Here is a 14,186-nt window from a genome sequence, read left to right on the forward strand (position 1 = left end):
TTATTGTACTCTTTTGATGTTAAAAACTGGCAATCCTCTATAAAAATCCAGTGTACTCTTATTTATTTTTAATCGTAACCGTACCTGTAAAAACTCATTTTGAGCATTGGCCAATAAGTTTTTGGATTGGTTGAGCTCTATGATACTAATGAGTCCTTTCTCATATCTTTTTTGTGCAATATCAAAAGCAACTTGTTGCGCGTCTCTTCGTAAATTACTTTGCTCATATTCTCTTTGCAATGCATTTCCATCTTGTACCAATTGCTGTATGATTTGATACGTTTCCTGTTTTTGAATATTAAAATTATTCTCAGCTCTCATCATCGCCACCTTTTGCTGTTTTACTCGAGAACGATTAGACCAACCATTGCTGATAGGAATGCGCAATGAAACTCCTACAAACTGTGCAGCATTGTCTTTGATTTGTGTATTAAAAGGAATTAATTCTCCAGTATCGCTATCCAGGTTATTGTCTACATATCGCGAAGAATATCCGGCAGAAAAGACAAAAGAAGGATACAAAGCTCCTCTGGTTGCAGCCAATTGTTTTTTGGCGGCCTCGATTCGAAGTTCCTGGGCTTTGATAATAGGCACTACCGTTTGAGCAGTGTTGAAAATAGAATCCTCATTTTTTTCTACTATTTCTACAGAAGACTTTTTTTCTATCCCTAAATCAACTACGGTAATAGTTCGGTCTTCGTTCAAATTCATTTCTTGCATTAGTGCTAGCTTTGCAGCTTCCAGATTGTTCTCACTTTGCGTAACCAAAAGTTGATCAGCCAACCAAGCCGACTCAGCTTCGTATAGATCTGCTTTGGCTTTTTGACCTAATTCTACCTGTCTTTTTACCAAGTTATAGTTTTCTTGAGAAACCTGAACCTGTTCCTTAGAAATAGCAAGTAATCCTTTCATAAACTGAATGTCATAAAAAGCAGACATTACTCTGAATGCCAGTAAATATTTTTGATGTAAAGTTTCCTCGTACGATGCCTGATATAAAAACTTAGTGGCTTTGATGGTATTTACCTTTTGAAAACCTTGAAACAAATCAATTTGCGCATCAAGGCTATAATTGTTGGAAACGAATTCGGTATTCACAAAGCTATTGGTATTTGGATCTACAGATCTACCAAAATTGATACGATAATTAGAAAATGCACTTACACTAGGTAACAAGTTTCTAATCGATTGTTTGTAGTCCTCTCTATTCGCTTTCTCAGAGTATTCAAAATCTTTAACCTGAAGATTGTTTTGAATCGCATAAGATACGCACTCATCCAATGTCCAAGTTTGTTGCCCCTGAATCGTTCCCGAAAGCAAGCAACAAAAAAAGAATACTACTGTGGTCAAATATTTCATTTGTTTATAAAATTGTTTTTCGATGCCAAACTATAGTCTAATCACGTGCCAAAAACATAAATAACTGATTACTAGTGTTTTAATTAAACAGATAAAATATAATCGACGGGACACTGTAAAATATTTATACAAATAGTGTCTAATTATTTTACAGTATGATCATATTCTAATTCTCAATTTGTAGTTTTAAGGTATTAATCAAAAGGTATTATGCAAGAAGGAAAAGTATTGATCATCGATGACAATAAAAGTGTACTAAGTGCACTGGAGATTCTATTGCAGTTTGAATTCAAACATGTTGAAACCATTTCGAATCCTAATCAGATATCATCTTTCCCTAATCTTCCAGATTATGATATCGTATTGTTAGATATGAATTTTTCTGCCGGCGTTAATACGGGTAATGAAGGCCTTTTTTGGTTGAAAGAAATTAAAAAGAAGGCTCCTTCTATATCGGTAATAATGATGACAGCTTATGGCGCAGTCGACCTTGCTGTTAGGGCGCTGAAACTTGGAGCAACGGATTTCATTTTAAAGCCATGGAACAATGAAAAATTATTAGCCACAATCAAATCCTCTCTTTTACTTCGTAAATCACAAAAGGAAGTCCAAAAATTAAAACAAAAGGAAAGCAGCCTTAAACAGGTAATTAATCAGGATAGTAATTTTATTATCGGCAATTCTTCGGCATTATCTTCGGTTTTAAATCTTGTAGGCAAAGTTGCAAAGACCGATGTTAATGTATTGATCACAGGCGAAAATGGTACTGGTAAAGAACTTATTGCAAGAGAGCTACACCGTTTATCCTCACGCAAAGATGAAGTTTTTATAGGAGTTGACATGGGTTCTATTTCAGAATCCTTATTTGAAAGTGAGCTCTTTGGTCACACCAAAGGGGCTTTTACCGATGCTAAAGAAGACAGGGCGGGTAAGTTTGAAGCTGCCAATGGAGGTACTTTGTTTCTGGATGAAATAGGAAATTTATCGCTACAAACTCAGGCCAAATTATTATCTGCCATACAAAGTAGAACTATTGTACGAGTAGGTTCCAACAAACCTATTGAAGTTGATATACGCCTTATTTGTGCCACCAATTGCAACCTCACACAAATGGTTGCTGATGGAATATTTAGGGAAGATTTGTTGTATCGAATCAATACCATCCATCTTGAAGTTCCTGCATTGCGCGAAAGAGAAAATGACATTTTAATTCTGGCGGATTTTTATCTCAAAAAGTTCACGGCAAAATATGGAAAACCTGCACTTAGGATAAACGATGCTGCTCAAGAAAAGTTACTCGGCTATTCCTGGCCCGGAAATGTAAGAGAACTACAGCACACCATGGAGAGGACCGTAATTCTTGCTGAAAGCAATATTCTGAAACCTGTAGACTTCTTGCTCAATGCAAGGAACGAACTATCTTTCGAAAATGTTCCCGAAACCTTGGATGAAATGGAAAAAATAATGATCGACAAAGCCTTACAACAACACAATGGTAATTATAGTGCCGCAGCAAATCAATTGGGCATATCGAGACAAACTTTATACAACAAAATCAAAAAATTTGATCTCTAATGTTAAGCAAAAGATTCTATATCCGGGTAGTCATTAAAGTATTAGTTATTGTAGTAACTACTCTTGCAATGGTTTTTCTTTTTTTGAGAGGAAGTTATGCCATTTCTTTTATTCTTTTGTTATGTCTTATGGTACAAACCGATTTACTGATCAAATATGTAAACCAGAATAACAAAAAAATAATATTCTTTTTCAATGCTATTAAAAATGAAGATTTCACTCTTCAATTTCCTGAAGAAGGTAATGACTCTTCTTTTAATGAACTTAACACAAGCTTGAATAGACTGAATAATGGAATTCAAAAAATATATCTCCAAAATCAGGCGCAGGAACAGTACAACAAAAAGATTCTTAATCAGGTAGAAATAGGTATTCTAACTTTTAATAATAAAGGACACATCCTTTTTTCAAATCCAAAAATGGAAAAGTTATTGAACTATAAACCTCTCAATCATATTAAACAAATTCAATTAGTAGATCAAGGCTTGTTCAATATTTTTAAAAAAATTAAACCGTTCGAGCGTAAACTTTTTCAGCTATCTAATGAACGCGAAAGTATTCAACTTGCCATCAAGTCTAGCGAAATTATTTCTAATGGAGAATTGCTTACTCTAATCACAGTTCAAGACATTAAAAATGAATTGGATAAAAAAGAAACCGATTCTTGGATAAAATTGATTCGAGTACTTACCCATGAAATTATCAATACCGTGACACCCATTACTTCTATCTCTGCTTCGATTCTGAACTACTATAAAGATGAAGATAAAATCTTACCGATCGAGGAACTTGATGAAAGTAAGATAAGAATGACCGCAAAGGGATTGGAGGTTATAAAGGATCAAGGTAATGATTTGATGAGTTTTGTTAAGTCTTATAGAAGCTTTCTCAATGTACCGGCTCCAGACAAAGCTCTTATTAATGTAGACAAACTTTTAGAAAAAGTACTGGTTCTAATGACCCAAAATAAGAATGAACACGTAGTAGATATTACCATAACCAGTCCCGAAGACACCATAGAAATTTATGCAGATGAAAAATTAATCACTCAGGTTTTGGTCAACCTAAGTAAAAATGCAATACAGGCTCTAAATGGTATCGAAAATGCGAAACTTGAACTTATTACCGGGGTTAATGAAAACGGAAAGAAATACATCTCTGTAAAAGATAATGGACCAGGAATACCTCCAGACATTCTACAACAAATTTTTGTCCCATTTTATACCACCAAAAATGAAGGTACCGGTATTGGACTCAGTCTATCCAAACAGATCATGCACTTGCATGGCGGAAATTTGACTGTGCATTCGATACTACACAAAGAAACTGTTTTTACACTTTTGTTTGAATGACACAGGTACTTTTGCTCATTTAATCTGTGCAGGATCCAGTTTCAAGGTTTTTAGTAAAGCATCAAAATAAAAAGCCTCCTGTTCGGGAATAATTGTCACTTTATACGCGGTGTTTTTAATCACATAATAGGGATGGTTTTCTCTATCCAAAGTTGTTGAATGTTCATTAACAATTTTTTGTATATACTCATTGATCAGTACTACCTCTTCATACTCAATACCTCTGCGATAAGTAGGGAGATCACTTTTATACACCACATAATCATTGCGAAAACTTAGGGATCGACAACTACCATCTGGTTGATGAAACTCGAAAGTAAAATCTTTGGACTCAAAAATTTTATTGATATTTTCTACTGTAGGTTCTACCGAACGGGCACAACCCAAAAGAACCAAGGATACTAATATCCCAATTATTGTATACCTCATATGCGATTCAAAAAACTAACGAAAACAAAAATGCCGTACTCAAAATTCCATATAGAATTCTAAGATACGGCATTTAAAATTGTTAGCAGACCTATCAATTAAGTCTAATCAATTTTACTTTGAGGCTAAACGTTTCACTGAGCTTTCAAAATCAATATCCTCAAGGTTACTGATAGAGATACCAACACCTCCAGTTTTTGAAGCTACAATGTATTCTGTTTGAAATTTCTTTTCTTTCTTATACGCTTTCAGATACTTTAACTTCACTACTTTTGAAGTTGGCGTAAAGAAATATCTACCATGAATCCTTTTGTAACGAACGTCTTGGCTGTTCGCCTCATCTTTGATTTGTTCACTTAAAGCCTGCACTACTCGAGCGGCACGGTGTTCATCAAATTTGTAGTAATCACAATTGTAGATAAATACGTAGTTCTCTACATTATTCTCGTCAACAAAGATTTCGAAGTCGACTTTCTTATCCTGAATCTTTTTTAACTCAGCAAGGGCAACATTTTGAAATTTTGGTTTCCCTTCGATCATTTCGATCTTCGCCTTAAAGTTTTCAGGATCAGATTTTACGTAGTCACTTGTAAGAACAATCGTATTGTTTTTGAATTCAATTTTATTTTTTGAAAATTTAGCAAATCCTTCCTTTTTAGGCTCAAACATTTGGCAACTAACAAGTAGGATAGAAGTAAGCAATAGTAGAAATTTTTTCATGGGCATTTGTGTTAAAAAGTTTACATCGTAAATAGGTAAAACTTAAATAATTACGCCGCAAGATAATAAAAAAAAATCAAATTATTGCCATTCAACGGGTTTTTTGAGCACTTCAACTAGTTTTTCTTCTTCAGTTCCGGTTTTTGGGTGATGGTCATATCGCCACTGAACCCTTGGTGGTAGGCTCATCAGGATACTTTCGATACGGCCATTTGTTCTTAGCCCAAAAAGTGTCCCTTTATCGTGTACTAAGTTGAATTCTACGTATCTACCGCGTCGAATTTCTTGCCAATTGCGATGATTTTCGTCAAATAAAAGATCTTTTCTTCTTTCAACAATTGGCACATAGGCTTCCAAAAAACTGTCCCCTACATCGGTTACAAAATCATACCAATCCTGCATGGTCATGTCATCCTTTTTCTTACAATAATCAAAAAACAATCCACCTATCCCTCTGGCTTCTTCTCGATGTGCGTTATAGAAGTATTCGTCACACTTTTTCTTATACGTTTTATAAAAATCAGGATGATGTCTATCACAAGCATTCTTGCAAACACTATGAAAATGCTTAGCGTCTTCTTCAAATAGGTAATAAGGAGTTAAATCTTGTCCACCGCCAAACCAACTATCTACAATTTCTCCTGACTTATCATACATTTCAAAATAGCGCCAATTAGCGTGGACGGTAGGAACCATTGGATTGATAGGATGTAGTACCAATGATAAACCACAGGCAAAAAAATCGACATCTCCCACATTAAAATAACTTTGCATCGCCTTTGGTAACGGTCCATGTACTGCAGAAATATTGACTCCACCTTTTTCAAAAACAGCACCATCTTCGATCACACGAGTTCTTCCTCCCCCACCTTCCGGACGTTTCCAAATATCTTCCTGGAACTTCGCCTTACCATCAATTTCTTCAAGTTTGCTGGTGATGCTATCCTGCAAGTTCTGTATGTACTTATAAAATGTGTCTTTCATCTGTTTCTTCTAATTTTTCAAAATGAAATCTATTCAGTAATAGCTTCTGTTGTTTTTGGCGTATTTGATTTTGCTATCAGTTTCTTTTCTTCCAGAATCTTTACAGTTTCTGTAGATGCTGCTACCACAGAAATTGGTAAAGTAATGATAAAACCGATTATAGGAATAAATAGCATGAGTACAAATATTGCTCCATTACCGATTGCCAGTCCTCTATGTTTTCTTACAAACTGTACACTTTCTTTATATCCAAAATGACGTTCCATTGTGTAATCCATGTTACCAAATCCAACGTAATATGCTTGAATCAGAAATATAAGAACCGTTGCAATAATGCCAACCACTGGAATAAAGCTTAGGATAACCAAAGGAATCATAAATAATAATTCTCGAAGTAAATTTCTAAGATTAATTCGGATACCTCTGGATAACTGTTGGCGAAACGAGGTGTTACGATGTTCGTGTGTGGTTTCTCCTAATAAATGAGCTTCTACCTGTTCTGAAACAGGGCTCATAAATGGAGCAGATAACGCCATAACAATATGCTTGTACAAAACCAATCCCAACACCAAAATCAAAACACCTCCTATAAAATTACTAATAGTTCCAAAAGTTTCTGATCCCCATTCCCATACCCAGATTTTAGCGATTAACCCTCCCAGGTTATCCGCAAAAAAATAGGCAAGCGCTACAAAGGTCAAGCCAGTTACAATACTGATAAGAATAGGTATGGCGAAGTATTTCCAAAGTCCTAGTTTTGAAATTAACCCAAACGTACCCAGATATGCTTTTGCTCCATTAATGATATTCTTGAACATATGTTGTAGTTTTGATTGATTAGCTTCTAATTAGTAGTCTAATCCCTAGTTTTGTTTCAACTGTGATTTAATTTTCTTCTGCAAGATATACTAAATCCTTCTTGTATTGTTCGATATCCAGGATTGTACGAATTACAATTCCGCATTCTGCTCTTTGTTTCACCTCGACTACGATCTCATTAAGTGTATGGTTTTTTAATCCCCCAAAAAAAGCTCGTCCTACGGCATTATTGTGCAAATCCATGGCTTTCTCCAAAGAGTTATTAGGCGCTAATTCTTCATGTAAGTCGGTAATTCTTTCTGCCCATTTTATTGATTTTTGCACATTTTTATGAATCCGAAACGTGTATAGAGCGAGCAGAACATTCCACAACGCATGCCTAAAAGCATTTCCTTTACCGTGTAAGTGATGGCTATCCTTATATTCTATATTGCAGATGTTGAGTGTCTGCTTGGTAGCCCTTAGTGTAGGGAAAATGTATAATGGATATTGCACCAATAAAACGATTAACGAAAGTATTTCTTTCAGACTTAATCGTCTTATTACTGCTATCAAATTCATTATTTACTATAATTCTTTACTGCATCCACAAAAGCTCGTGCATTTTCTACTGGGATATTTGGTAAAATCCCGTGGCCTAAATTCGCTACATAACGATCTTTACCAAACTCATCAATCATTTGTGTTACCATTTTTTTGATCTGATCTGGTGGAGAAAGCAATCTCGAAGGATCAAAATTTCCTTGTAATGTTATATTCCCTCCAGTAAGGTAACGTGCATTGCGAGCAGAACAGGTCCAATCTACCCCTAGTGCAGCAGCTCCCGATTTTGCCATTTCCTGTAAGGCAAACCAACACCCTTTACCAAAAACGATAACTTCTGTTTCTTCTTTTAAGGCATCTACGATTTGCTGAATGTACTTCCAGGAAAACTCTTGATAATCTGTTGGAGATAACATCCCTCCCCAGCTATCAAACACCTGAACGGCATTGACACCACTAGCTACTTTTGCTTTTAGATAAGCGATCGTAGTATCTGTTATCTTTTGTAAAAGTGCATGTGCAGCTTCGGGATGAGCAAAGCAAAGTTCCTTGGCTTTATCAAAATTTTTGGATCCCTGACCTTGTACTGCATAACACAAAATAGTCCAAGGAGATCCCGCAAAACCAATAAGCGGTACCCGATTATCCAGCATTTCTTTGGTAAGCTTGATCGCATCAAACACATATCCTAACTCCTCATATACATCAGGGACAACAACTTGCTCTACATCTTTTAAAGATCGAACTGGATTTGGTAACCACGGACCTATTCCATCTTTCATTTCTACTTCAATATTCATTGCCTGTGGAATCACTAGGATATCGCTAAACAAAATAGCTGCATCAGGACCGATAATATCAATAGGCTGTACCGTAATTTCTGCAGCTAGCTCTGGAGTTCTACATCTCGTAAAGAAATCATACTTCTTCTTGAGTGCCATAAATTCTGGCAAATATCTTCCGGCTTGACGCATCATCCATACAGGTGGGCGTTCTACAGTTTCTCCTTTTAATGCCTTTAGAAATAGATCATTTTTTAGTGTTGTCATATGTTCTTTCTTTCACTCCCAATAAAGGAATGTTAGTTGTTTTTAAAATATTTTACCGCCTGTACAATTACATTCTCAACCGTAGGCTTGTTGGCTATTTGTATTTGATCGGTATGCTTTTTGATCGATGATGCCGTAGTGTTTCCTATACAAAAAGCTACACTTTGAGCAACATCGTTTTGAGATGTATAGCTCTGCACACCCGAAGGACTAAAAAACAGTATTCCATCAAAAACCCGATCAAATTTCTTTGGGGCTAATACAGTTTTGTATACCATCTCTTCTGAAAATTGAATACTATTTTCTTTCAAAATCTGAGGTAGTTCTTCTCTTCTTTTATCTCCACAAAAAAACGCAAAAGTGTCATTTTTATACGTTTTTGCAATGATTTTGGCTAAATCCGAAGCATTTTGAGCAGTTTCTATTACTTTTTGCCCATTTTCTTCAAGCAATTTTTTTGTATTTTGCCCTACACAAAAACAATTTGAAACGCTTATTCCAACTTGCAAAACTGCCTTTACTGCATTTTTGCTTGTGAAAATCGCATTCTCCACTGCCCCATTATATTCAAAACTAACTGGCTCGATGGTGATGGCATCATAATCTACAAAACCTAACCCGGCGTTTAACAATAACTCTCTTTGCGCAACAGATAGTTTTTTGGTAGACAATACAGTAGCCAAACTCATTACTTCATCATAGATTTAATCTCCTTCATCAATGCTGTCCCACCATTGTTCAATATCTCTTTTGCACATTGTTCTCCTAGTTGTTGCTCATTCTCGATATTGATCTTTTTCTCTACCTCGATCTTTTGTTTTCCATCTAGGCTAAACAACACTCCTTTAAAATCAATAATGTCTTCTTCTACCACTCTTGCCAATGCTCCTATAGGTGCAGTACATCCTCCTTCCAGCACTCTCAAAAACTCTCTTTCTATGTGCACGCATAAGGCGGTAGTAGTATCATTAAGATGCTGCAAAGCCTCTTTACAATAGGTATCTTCTTCTTTTGCTACTACCAGCATTGCTCCTTGTGCAGGTGCAGGTGTCATCCAATCTAGATCGATGTAATTTTCGGGTTTTAAATTGATACGCTCTAATCCAGCAGCAGCAAATATGGCTCCGTTCCAGGTGTTATCAGTTAACTTTTGCATCCTTGTGTTTACGTTTCCGCGTAAGTCAACAACTGTATGCTCAGGAAACTTATGTAACCATTGTGCTTTACGACGCAGACTCCCTGTAGCGATAACCCCTTGTGTATCTAAAAAATCAAGCCCCTTATGAACCAAAATGTCATTTACATTGGCTCTTTTCAGCACTGCAGCTTCAACAATACCATGCGGTAATCGTGTAGGAACATCTTTCATTGAGTGCACCGCAATATCGATGTCGTTATTCAGCATAGCAACATCCAAAGTCTTTGTAAAAATCCCTGTAATCCCTAACTCATACAAGGGTTTATCCAAAACAATGTCACCCGTAGATTTTACGGGAAGTAACTCACTGTCATATCCTGCTTCCTGTAGTAACTTTTGAACAGTTTTTGCCTGCCAAAGGGCCAACTCACTATCTCTGGTACCTATACGGATTTTCTTACCCAAGATTATTTATTTTGTAATTGAAAAACTTTTTGAATCAGTTCGATGCTCTCGTCTGCAGAAGTAGTAGCATCTTTTAAATGGTTTGCAAAATGATTCGTAATTTTTTGAATAATACGATCACTAATCAACTCCGCCTGTTCTTCATCAAAACCGTCGTATTTCTTGCGTTGCAAGTTGATTTCAGCTTCTTTAAACGAAGCTAATTTATGTTTCAGTGCCTTAATGGTAGGCGCAAATTTCCTGGTATCCAACCAGCTATCAAACTCTGTTTGCACCTCTGCTATGATGCCTTCAGCATGTGGTACATGTTCCTTTCTCTTTTTCAAAGTCTGGTCCGTCATTCTTGATAAATCATCCAAATGTACCAAGGTAACGTTAGGATGTTCTGTAACATCTAACGAAACATTTCTAGGTATTGATAAATCAAGGATTAACAAAGGTTTGTCAGAATGAATAAGTGCTTTGGAGATGGTAGGTTTTTGTGCTCCTGTTGCTACAATAAGCACATCAGATTTGGTGATCTCTGATTGAATATTAGCGTAATCTTTAACTACCAAATTGAATTTGCCTGCAATTTCTTCAGCCTTCGTTTTCGTTCTGTTGATCAAAACAATATGATCATTCTTGGTATGTTTTACTAGATTCTCGCAAGTATTTCGGCCTATCTTTCCTGTTCCAAAAAGCAACAAATTCTTTTCAGAAACATAAGGAACTCTGGCCATAATATATTGTACAGCTGCAAAACTTACGGATGTAGCACCGCTAGAAATTTCAGTTTCATTCTTAATACGTTTGCTAGCCTGGATGACTGCATTTACCAAACGCTCCATAAAAGGATTAAGCATGTTATCTTTTTTGGATTGCTTGAAGCTTATTTTTATCTGACTGATAATTTCAAAATCTCCTAGGATCTGACTATCCAAACCTGTTCCTACCTTGAAAAGGTGTGAAACCGCCATGCTATTTTTATGTACATAAGCTACCTTTTCAAACTCTTCGACGGTACCTTCAGTATGTTCACAAAGTAATTTAATCAATTGGAAAGGATGTTCTGCAAAACCATAAAGCTCAGTTCGGTTGCAGGTAGAAATGACTACAAGAGAAGGTATCCCTTCTTCCTTAGCCTGAAGGAGGATGGTATTCTTGGCTTCGTCATTAATGCTAAAATGTCCTCTTACTTCTGCATCAGCTTTTTTATAACTGAGTCCAATAGCATAAAAATGTTTTCCTTTAGCGCTCAAATGGGGCTCCATGTACTGTCTTTTCCTTTTACCGCACAAAAATATTCTACAAACGGGTTATAAAATAACGCTAGAGGAACAATAAGTAACGAAATGCGGTATTATCGTTAGTTTTTAGGTCAATACTCATCGGAAACCACTATTTTTGTAGGGTAAGTCAAGAATCTTTTTGCGACAGTTTAGACTCTTTCTAAATAAAATACGTTTCAAGGTATGAAAATTGAACTAAAAAATAACGCTCCAGGAATTTTGGAAGAAACCCAAATAGAGGACGGTTTTCGCATTCTCGCTTTCCAAAATGAAATCGATGATAATCAGAATGTTATCCGCGAAATCGACAGTAGTCTTATTCAATTTCACTTTTGTATCAAAGGCTCAGTCAAGTTCAATTTTAACAACGGAAGTTACTCCATTAACCTAGCCGAAGAAAATTCTTTGTTGCTCTATAACCCACAACGTGATTTACCGATGAATATCGATATGGAAAAAGATTCCTGGTTGATTACCATATTGATTTCAATAAAAAAATTCCACTCCTTGTTTTCAAAAGAAGCAGACTATATTCCATTTTTGGGAGAAGGTAACAGAGATAAGAAATATTATACCGATGCGATTATCACGCCATCGATGGCAGTAGTTCTCAATCAGATCATGAATTATGGACTACATCCTTCTATAAAACAATTGTATTATAAAGGAAAAGCTTATGAACTGCTCAGTCTTTATTTTAATCGACCCGAAGATGCCAATATCGAACAGTGTCCTTTTTTGGTGGATGAAGAAAATGTTTTAAAGATTAGAAAAGCCAAAGAAATCATTATCGCGCGCATGGCAGAACCCCCAACACTACAAGAACTGTCTAAAGAAATTGGACTCCCTCTAAAAAAGTTGAAAGACGGGTTCAAGCAAATCTATGGAGAGCCGGTATACGCGTTCTTGTTTGATTACAAAATGGAAGTTGCCAGACAATTACTGGCTTCAGGAAGTCATAATGTAAACGAAGTAGGATTAAAAGTTGGCTATAGCACCGCGAGCCATTTTATTGCAGCATTCAAAAAGAAGTTTGGGACCACTCCCAAAAAATATGTAATGGCTTTATCCTAAGTTTACTATTATTATCTTTCTTTTTGAGACAACAAGTACTTTTCGGTCTCATTACCGATAAATTCCCCTTTTTCATTTTTGATAATAAAATCGAAAACGTCTTTTTCATCAACTGATACGACCACACCTTCCCTAAGATGTTCATTTTTTGAAGACGTATTGTATAAACTCCCTTCTATAATCTGTTTTTCCCACCTCAGTACTTTCACCCACATCCATTCTTTATTCGAGTCATTGGTAATTATCGGTGCTTTTATGAGTAGATAATCATCTACTAATCTATCCATATTGAATGCTTGTTTTAATGTTGGCAGTTCCTTTCTGGCCAAAGCACTAATCTCTAGAATCTTATCATCGTGTTGCACATACTGTAAATGCCTTGAAGTATCAAAAATAGTATGTACTAATTTGGTAATTGAATCGGACCTAATTTCTAATTGCAGGTTGTTTTTATCACCTATTTGCGGAGTAGTGTTTTTAAGCTGAATACTAAATTCCTTTGCCAGATTTATTTCAGAAAAATAGTGGTTCCACTTTTCATTCTTAAGCTCCTTGGGTTCTTTCTATTGATAGTATTGAATCTTGACTTACAACTCTTTGTTCTGACAAAGATTGAGCGACTAGCAACAATATGTCTGTATATTTTTTGGATTCCTGGCAAGAAAACTGACGTATAGAAATATCTGGTAGACAAAATTTCTCCATTCCAAAAGTAACTGCTCTGCATCTCGAACTATCTATTTTTTTCATTTTAATAAGAATTTGATCCGCAACATTCGCTTTGGTATCATCAAAATATCTTATTCTTCTTTTGTTCCAGGCGTCTTCATTAAAATATTCCAGCGTCACAAAATCAGCAATGATATAATTACTCTCTTTATTTAATACTGCTAGAAACTTATGAATCTTACGTTGTTCAGTATTGATATTTTGACTGCTTCCATAGAAAGTAATCGCCAAAATACGTTTGCAATGCTGCAATGCTACTTTCTCGGTTGGAGATAAGTTTTTCCCAAAGGCTTCTAAGTAATCCAAGCTTGGGGGTTGTAGAACACCGCTCAATTCTTCGATCACCTCTTTATAATATCCAGGTTCAGAGCGTCTCGCATTTCGTAGCGTATATTCTTTGTAGTTGGGGAGCATTACCCTGATCAAACTGTCAAATTCTTGTTCAGAAGGTAAGGATTCATGATCAAGTGCGTAAATACCATAGCTAGTTAAAAAATCATTCGTACTGATGTTGATTTTTGATCGCTCATCACCCAAAATTTGATAGTTTTTATCGGTTTTACAACTATAAAAAAAGATTAAGCTGAATATAATACTATAAAATCTCATCATACTGATTTACAGATATTTGTTATCATCAAAGAAAACATCATTTGATGCCTCTATCTACTATTTTAAA

At 35.7% G+C, this 14,186-nt stretch carries 15 protein-coding genes; 3 read left to right on the forward strand and 12 right to left on the reverse strand.

The genetic code is table 11. The annotated features are described in order from the left end of the window. A complete protein-coding gene (locus BUE24_RS09845) occupies nt 1-1,359 on the reverse strand; it encodes a TolC family protein (RefSeq protein ID WP_073315851.1) in 1,359 nt (452 codons plus the stop codon). Between the two features lie 210 nt (nt 1,360-1,569). Here BUE24_RS09845 and BUE24_RS09850 point away from each other — a divergent pair, with 210 nt between their 5' ends. Both BUE24_RS09850 and BUE24_RS09855 read left to right on the forward strand, forming a co-directional pair. Then, a complete protein-coding gene (locus BUE24_RS09850; protein WP_073315852.1) occupies nt 1,570-2,934 on the forward strand; it encodes a sigma-54-dependent transcriptional regulator in 1,365 nt (454 codons plus the stop codon). Continuing rightward, on the forward strand, nt 2,934-4,286 hold the full coding sequence (locus BUE24_RS09855; protein WP_073315853.1) for a sensor histidine kinase: 1,353 nt from the start codon (nt 2,934-2,936) through the stop codon (nt 4,284-4,286). Before BUE24_RS09850 ends, BUE24_RS09855 begins: the two co-directional genes overlap by 1 nt. Before the next feature lie 15 nt (nt 4,287-4,301). Here the strand turns inward: BUE24_RS09855 and BUE24_RS09860 are convergent, their stop codons facing one another. The 9 genes from BUE24_RS09860 to hemA form a co-directional block, all read right to left on the reverse strand. Further along, the gene (locus tag BUE24_RS09860) at nt 4,302-4,715 is read right to left on the reverse strand and encodes a hypothetical protein (RefSeq protein ID WP_139241965.1); all 414 of its coding nucleotides are present in this window, start codon (nt 4,713-4,715) and stop codon (nt 4,302-4,304) included. Nucleotides 4,716-4,829: 114 nt separating this feature from the next. Then, nucleotides 4,830-5,435 (reverse strand): hypothetical protein, encoded by a 606-nt coding sequence (locus BUE24_RS09865; RefSeq protein WP_073315855.1) that lies wholly within the window; start codon nt 5,433-5,435, stop codon nt 4,830-4,832. A gap of 81 nt (nt 5,436-5,516) precedes the next feature. Next, on the reverse strand, nt 5,517-6,419 hold the full coding sequence (gene hemF, locus BUE24_RS09870; RefSeq protein ID WP_073315856.1) for an oxygen-dependent coproporphyrinogen oxidase: 903 nt from the start codon (nt 6,417-6,419) through the stop codon (nt 5,517-5,519). A 29-nt stretch (nt 6,420-6,448) separates the two neighbouring features. After that, nucleotides 6,449-7,237 carry an EI24 domain-containing protein gene (locus tag BUE24_RS09875; protein WP_073315857.1) on the reverse strand — a complete coding sequence of 263 codons (789 nt, stop codon included), beginning with the start codon at nt 7,235-7,237 and terminating at the stop codon, nt 6,449-6,451. Between the two features lie 67 nt (nt 7,238-7,304). Beyond that, complete coding sequence (locus BUE24_RS09880; protein WP_073315858.1) at nt 7,305-7,799, reverse strand: DUF6973 domain-containing protein; 495 nt, start codon at nt 7,797-7,799, stop codon at nt 7,305-7,307. Continuing rightward, nucleotides 7,799-8,830, reverse strand: coding sequence for a uroporphyrinogen decarboxylase (gene hemE, locus BUE24_RS09885; RefSeq protein ID WP_073315859.1), 1,032 nt, complete (start codon nt 8,828-8,830; stop codon nt 7,799-7,801). Before hemE ends, BUE24_RS09880 begins: the two co-directional genes overlap by 1 nt. 32 nt (nt 8,831-8,862) lie before the next feature. Further along, a complete protein-coding gene (locus tag BUE24_RS09890) occupies nt 8,863-9,519 on the reverse strand; it encodes a uroporphyrinogen-III synthase (RefSeq protein ID WP_342039426.1) in 657 nt (218 codons plus the stop codon). Further along, nucleotides 9,519-10,433, reverse strand: a complete 915-nt coding sequence (hemC, locus tag BUE24_RS09895) for a hydroxymethylbilane synthase (protein WP_073315860.1) — start codon at nt 10,431-10,433, stop codon at nt 9,519-9,521. The genes BUE24_RS09890 and hemC overlap by 1 nt, the downstream gene beginning before the upstream one ends. 2 nt (nt 10,434-10,435) lie before the next feature. Continuing rightward, nucleotides 10,436-11,686, reverse strand: a complete 1,251-nt coding sequence (gene hemA / locus BUE24_RS09900; RefSeq protein ID WP_073315861.1) for a glutamyl-tRNA reductase — start codon at nt 11,684-11,686, stop codon at nt 10,436-10,438. A 201-nt stretch (nt 11,687-11,887) separates the two neighbouring features. Here hemA and BUE24_RS09905 point away from each other — a divergent pair, with 201 nt between their 5' ends. Next, nucleotides 11,888-12,778: an AraC family transcriptional regulator gene (locus BUE24_RS09905; protein WP_073315862.1), complete on the forward strand. Its 891-nt coding sequence runs from the start codon at nt 11,888-11,890 to the stop codon at nt 12,776-12,778. Nucleotides 12,779-12,789: 11 nt separating this feature from the next. Here the strand turns inward: BUE24_RS09905 and BUE24_RS09910 are convergent, their stop codons facing one another. Both BUE24_RS09910 and BUE24_RS09915 read right to left on the reverse strand, forming a co-directional pair. Next, nucleotides 12,790-13,143, reverse strand: a complete 354-nt coding sequence (locus tag BUE24_RS09910; RefSeq protein ID WP_170864583.1) for a DUF2314 domain-containing protein — start codon at nt 13,141-13,143, stop codon at nt 12,790-12,792. A 178-nt stretch (nt 13,144-13,321) separates the two neighbouring features. Continuing rightward, complete coding sequence (locus tag BUE24_RS09915) at nt 13,322-14,119, reverse strand: hypothetical protein (RefSeq protein ID WP_139241967.1); 798 nt, start codon at nt 14,117-14,119, stop codon at nt 13,322-13,324. Nucleotides 14,120-14,186 lie beyond the last annotated feature (67 nt).

The organism is Aquimarina spongiae, from assembly GCF_900141785.1.
In the GTDB taxonomy this organism is placed as follows: domain Bacteria; phylum Bacteroidota; class Bacteroidia; order Flavobacteriales; family Flavobacteriaceae; genus Aquimarina; species Aquimarina spongiae.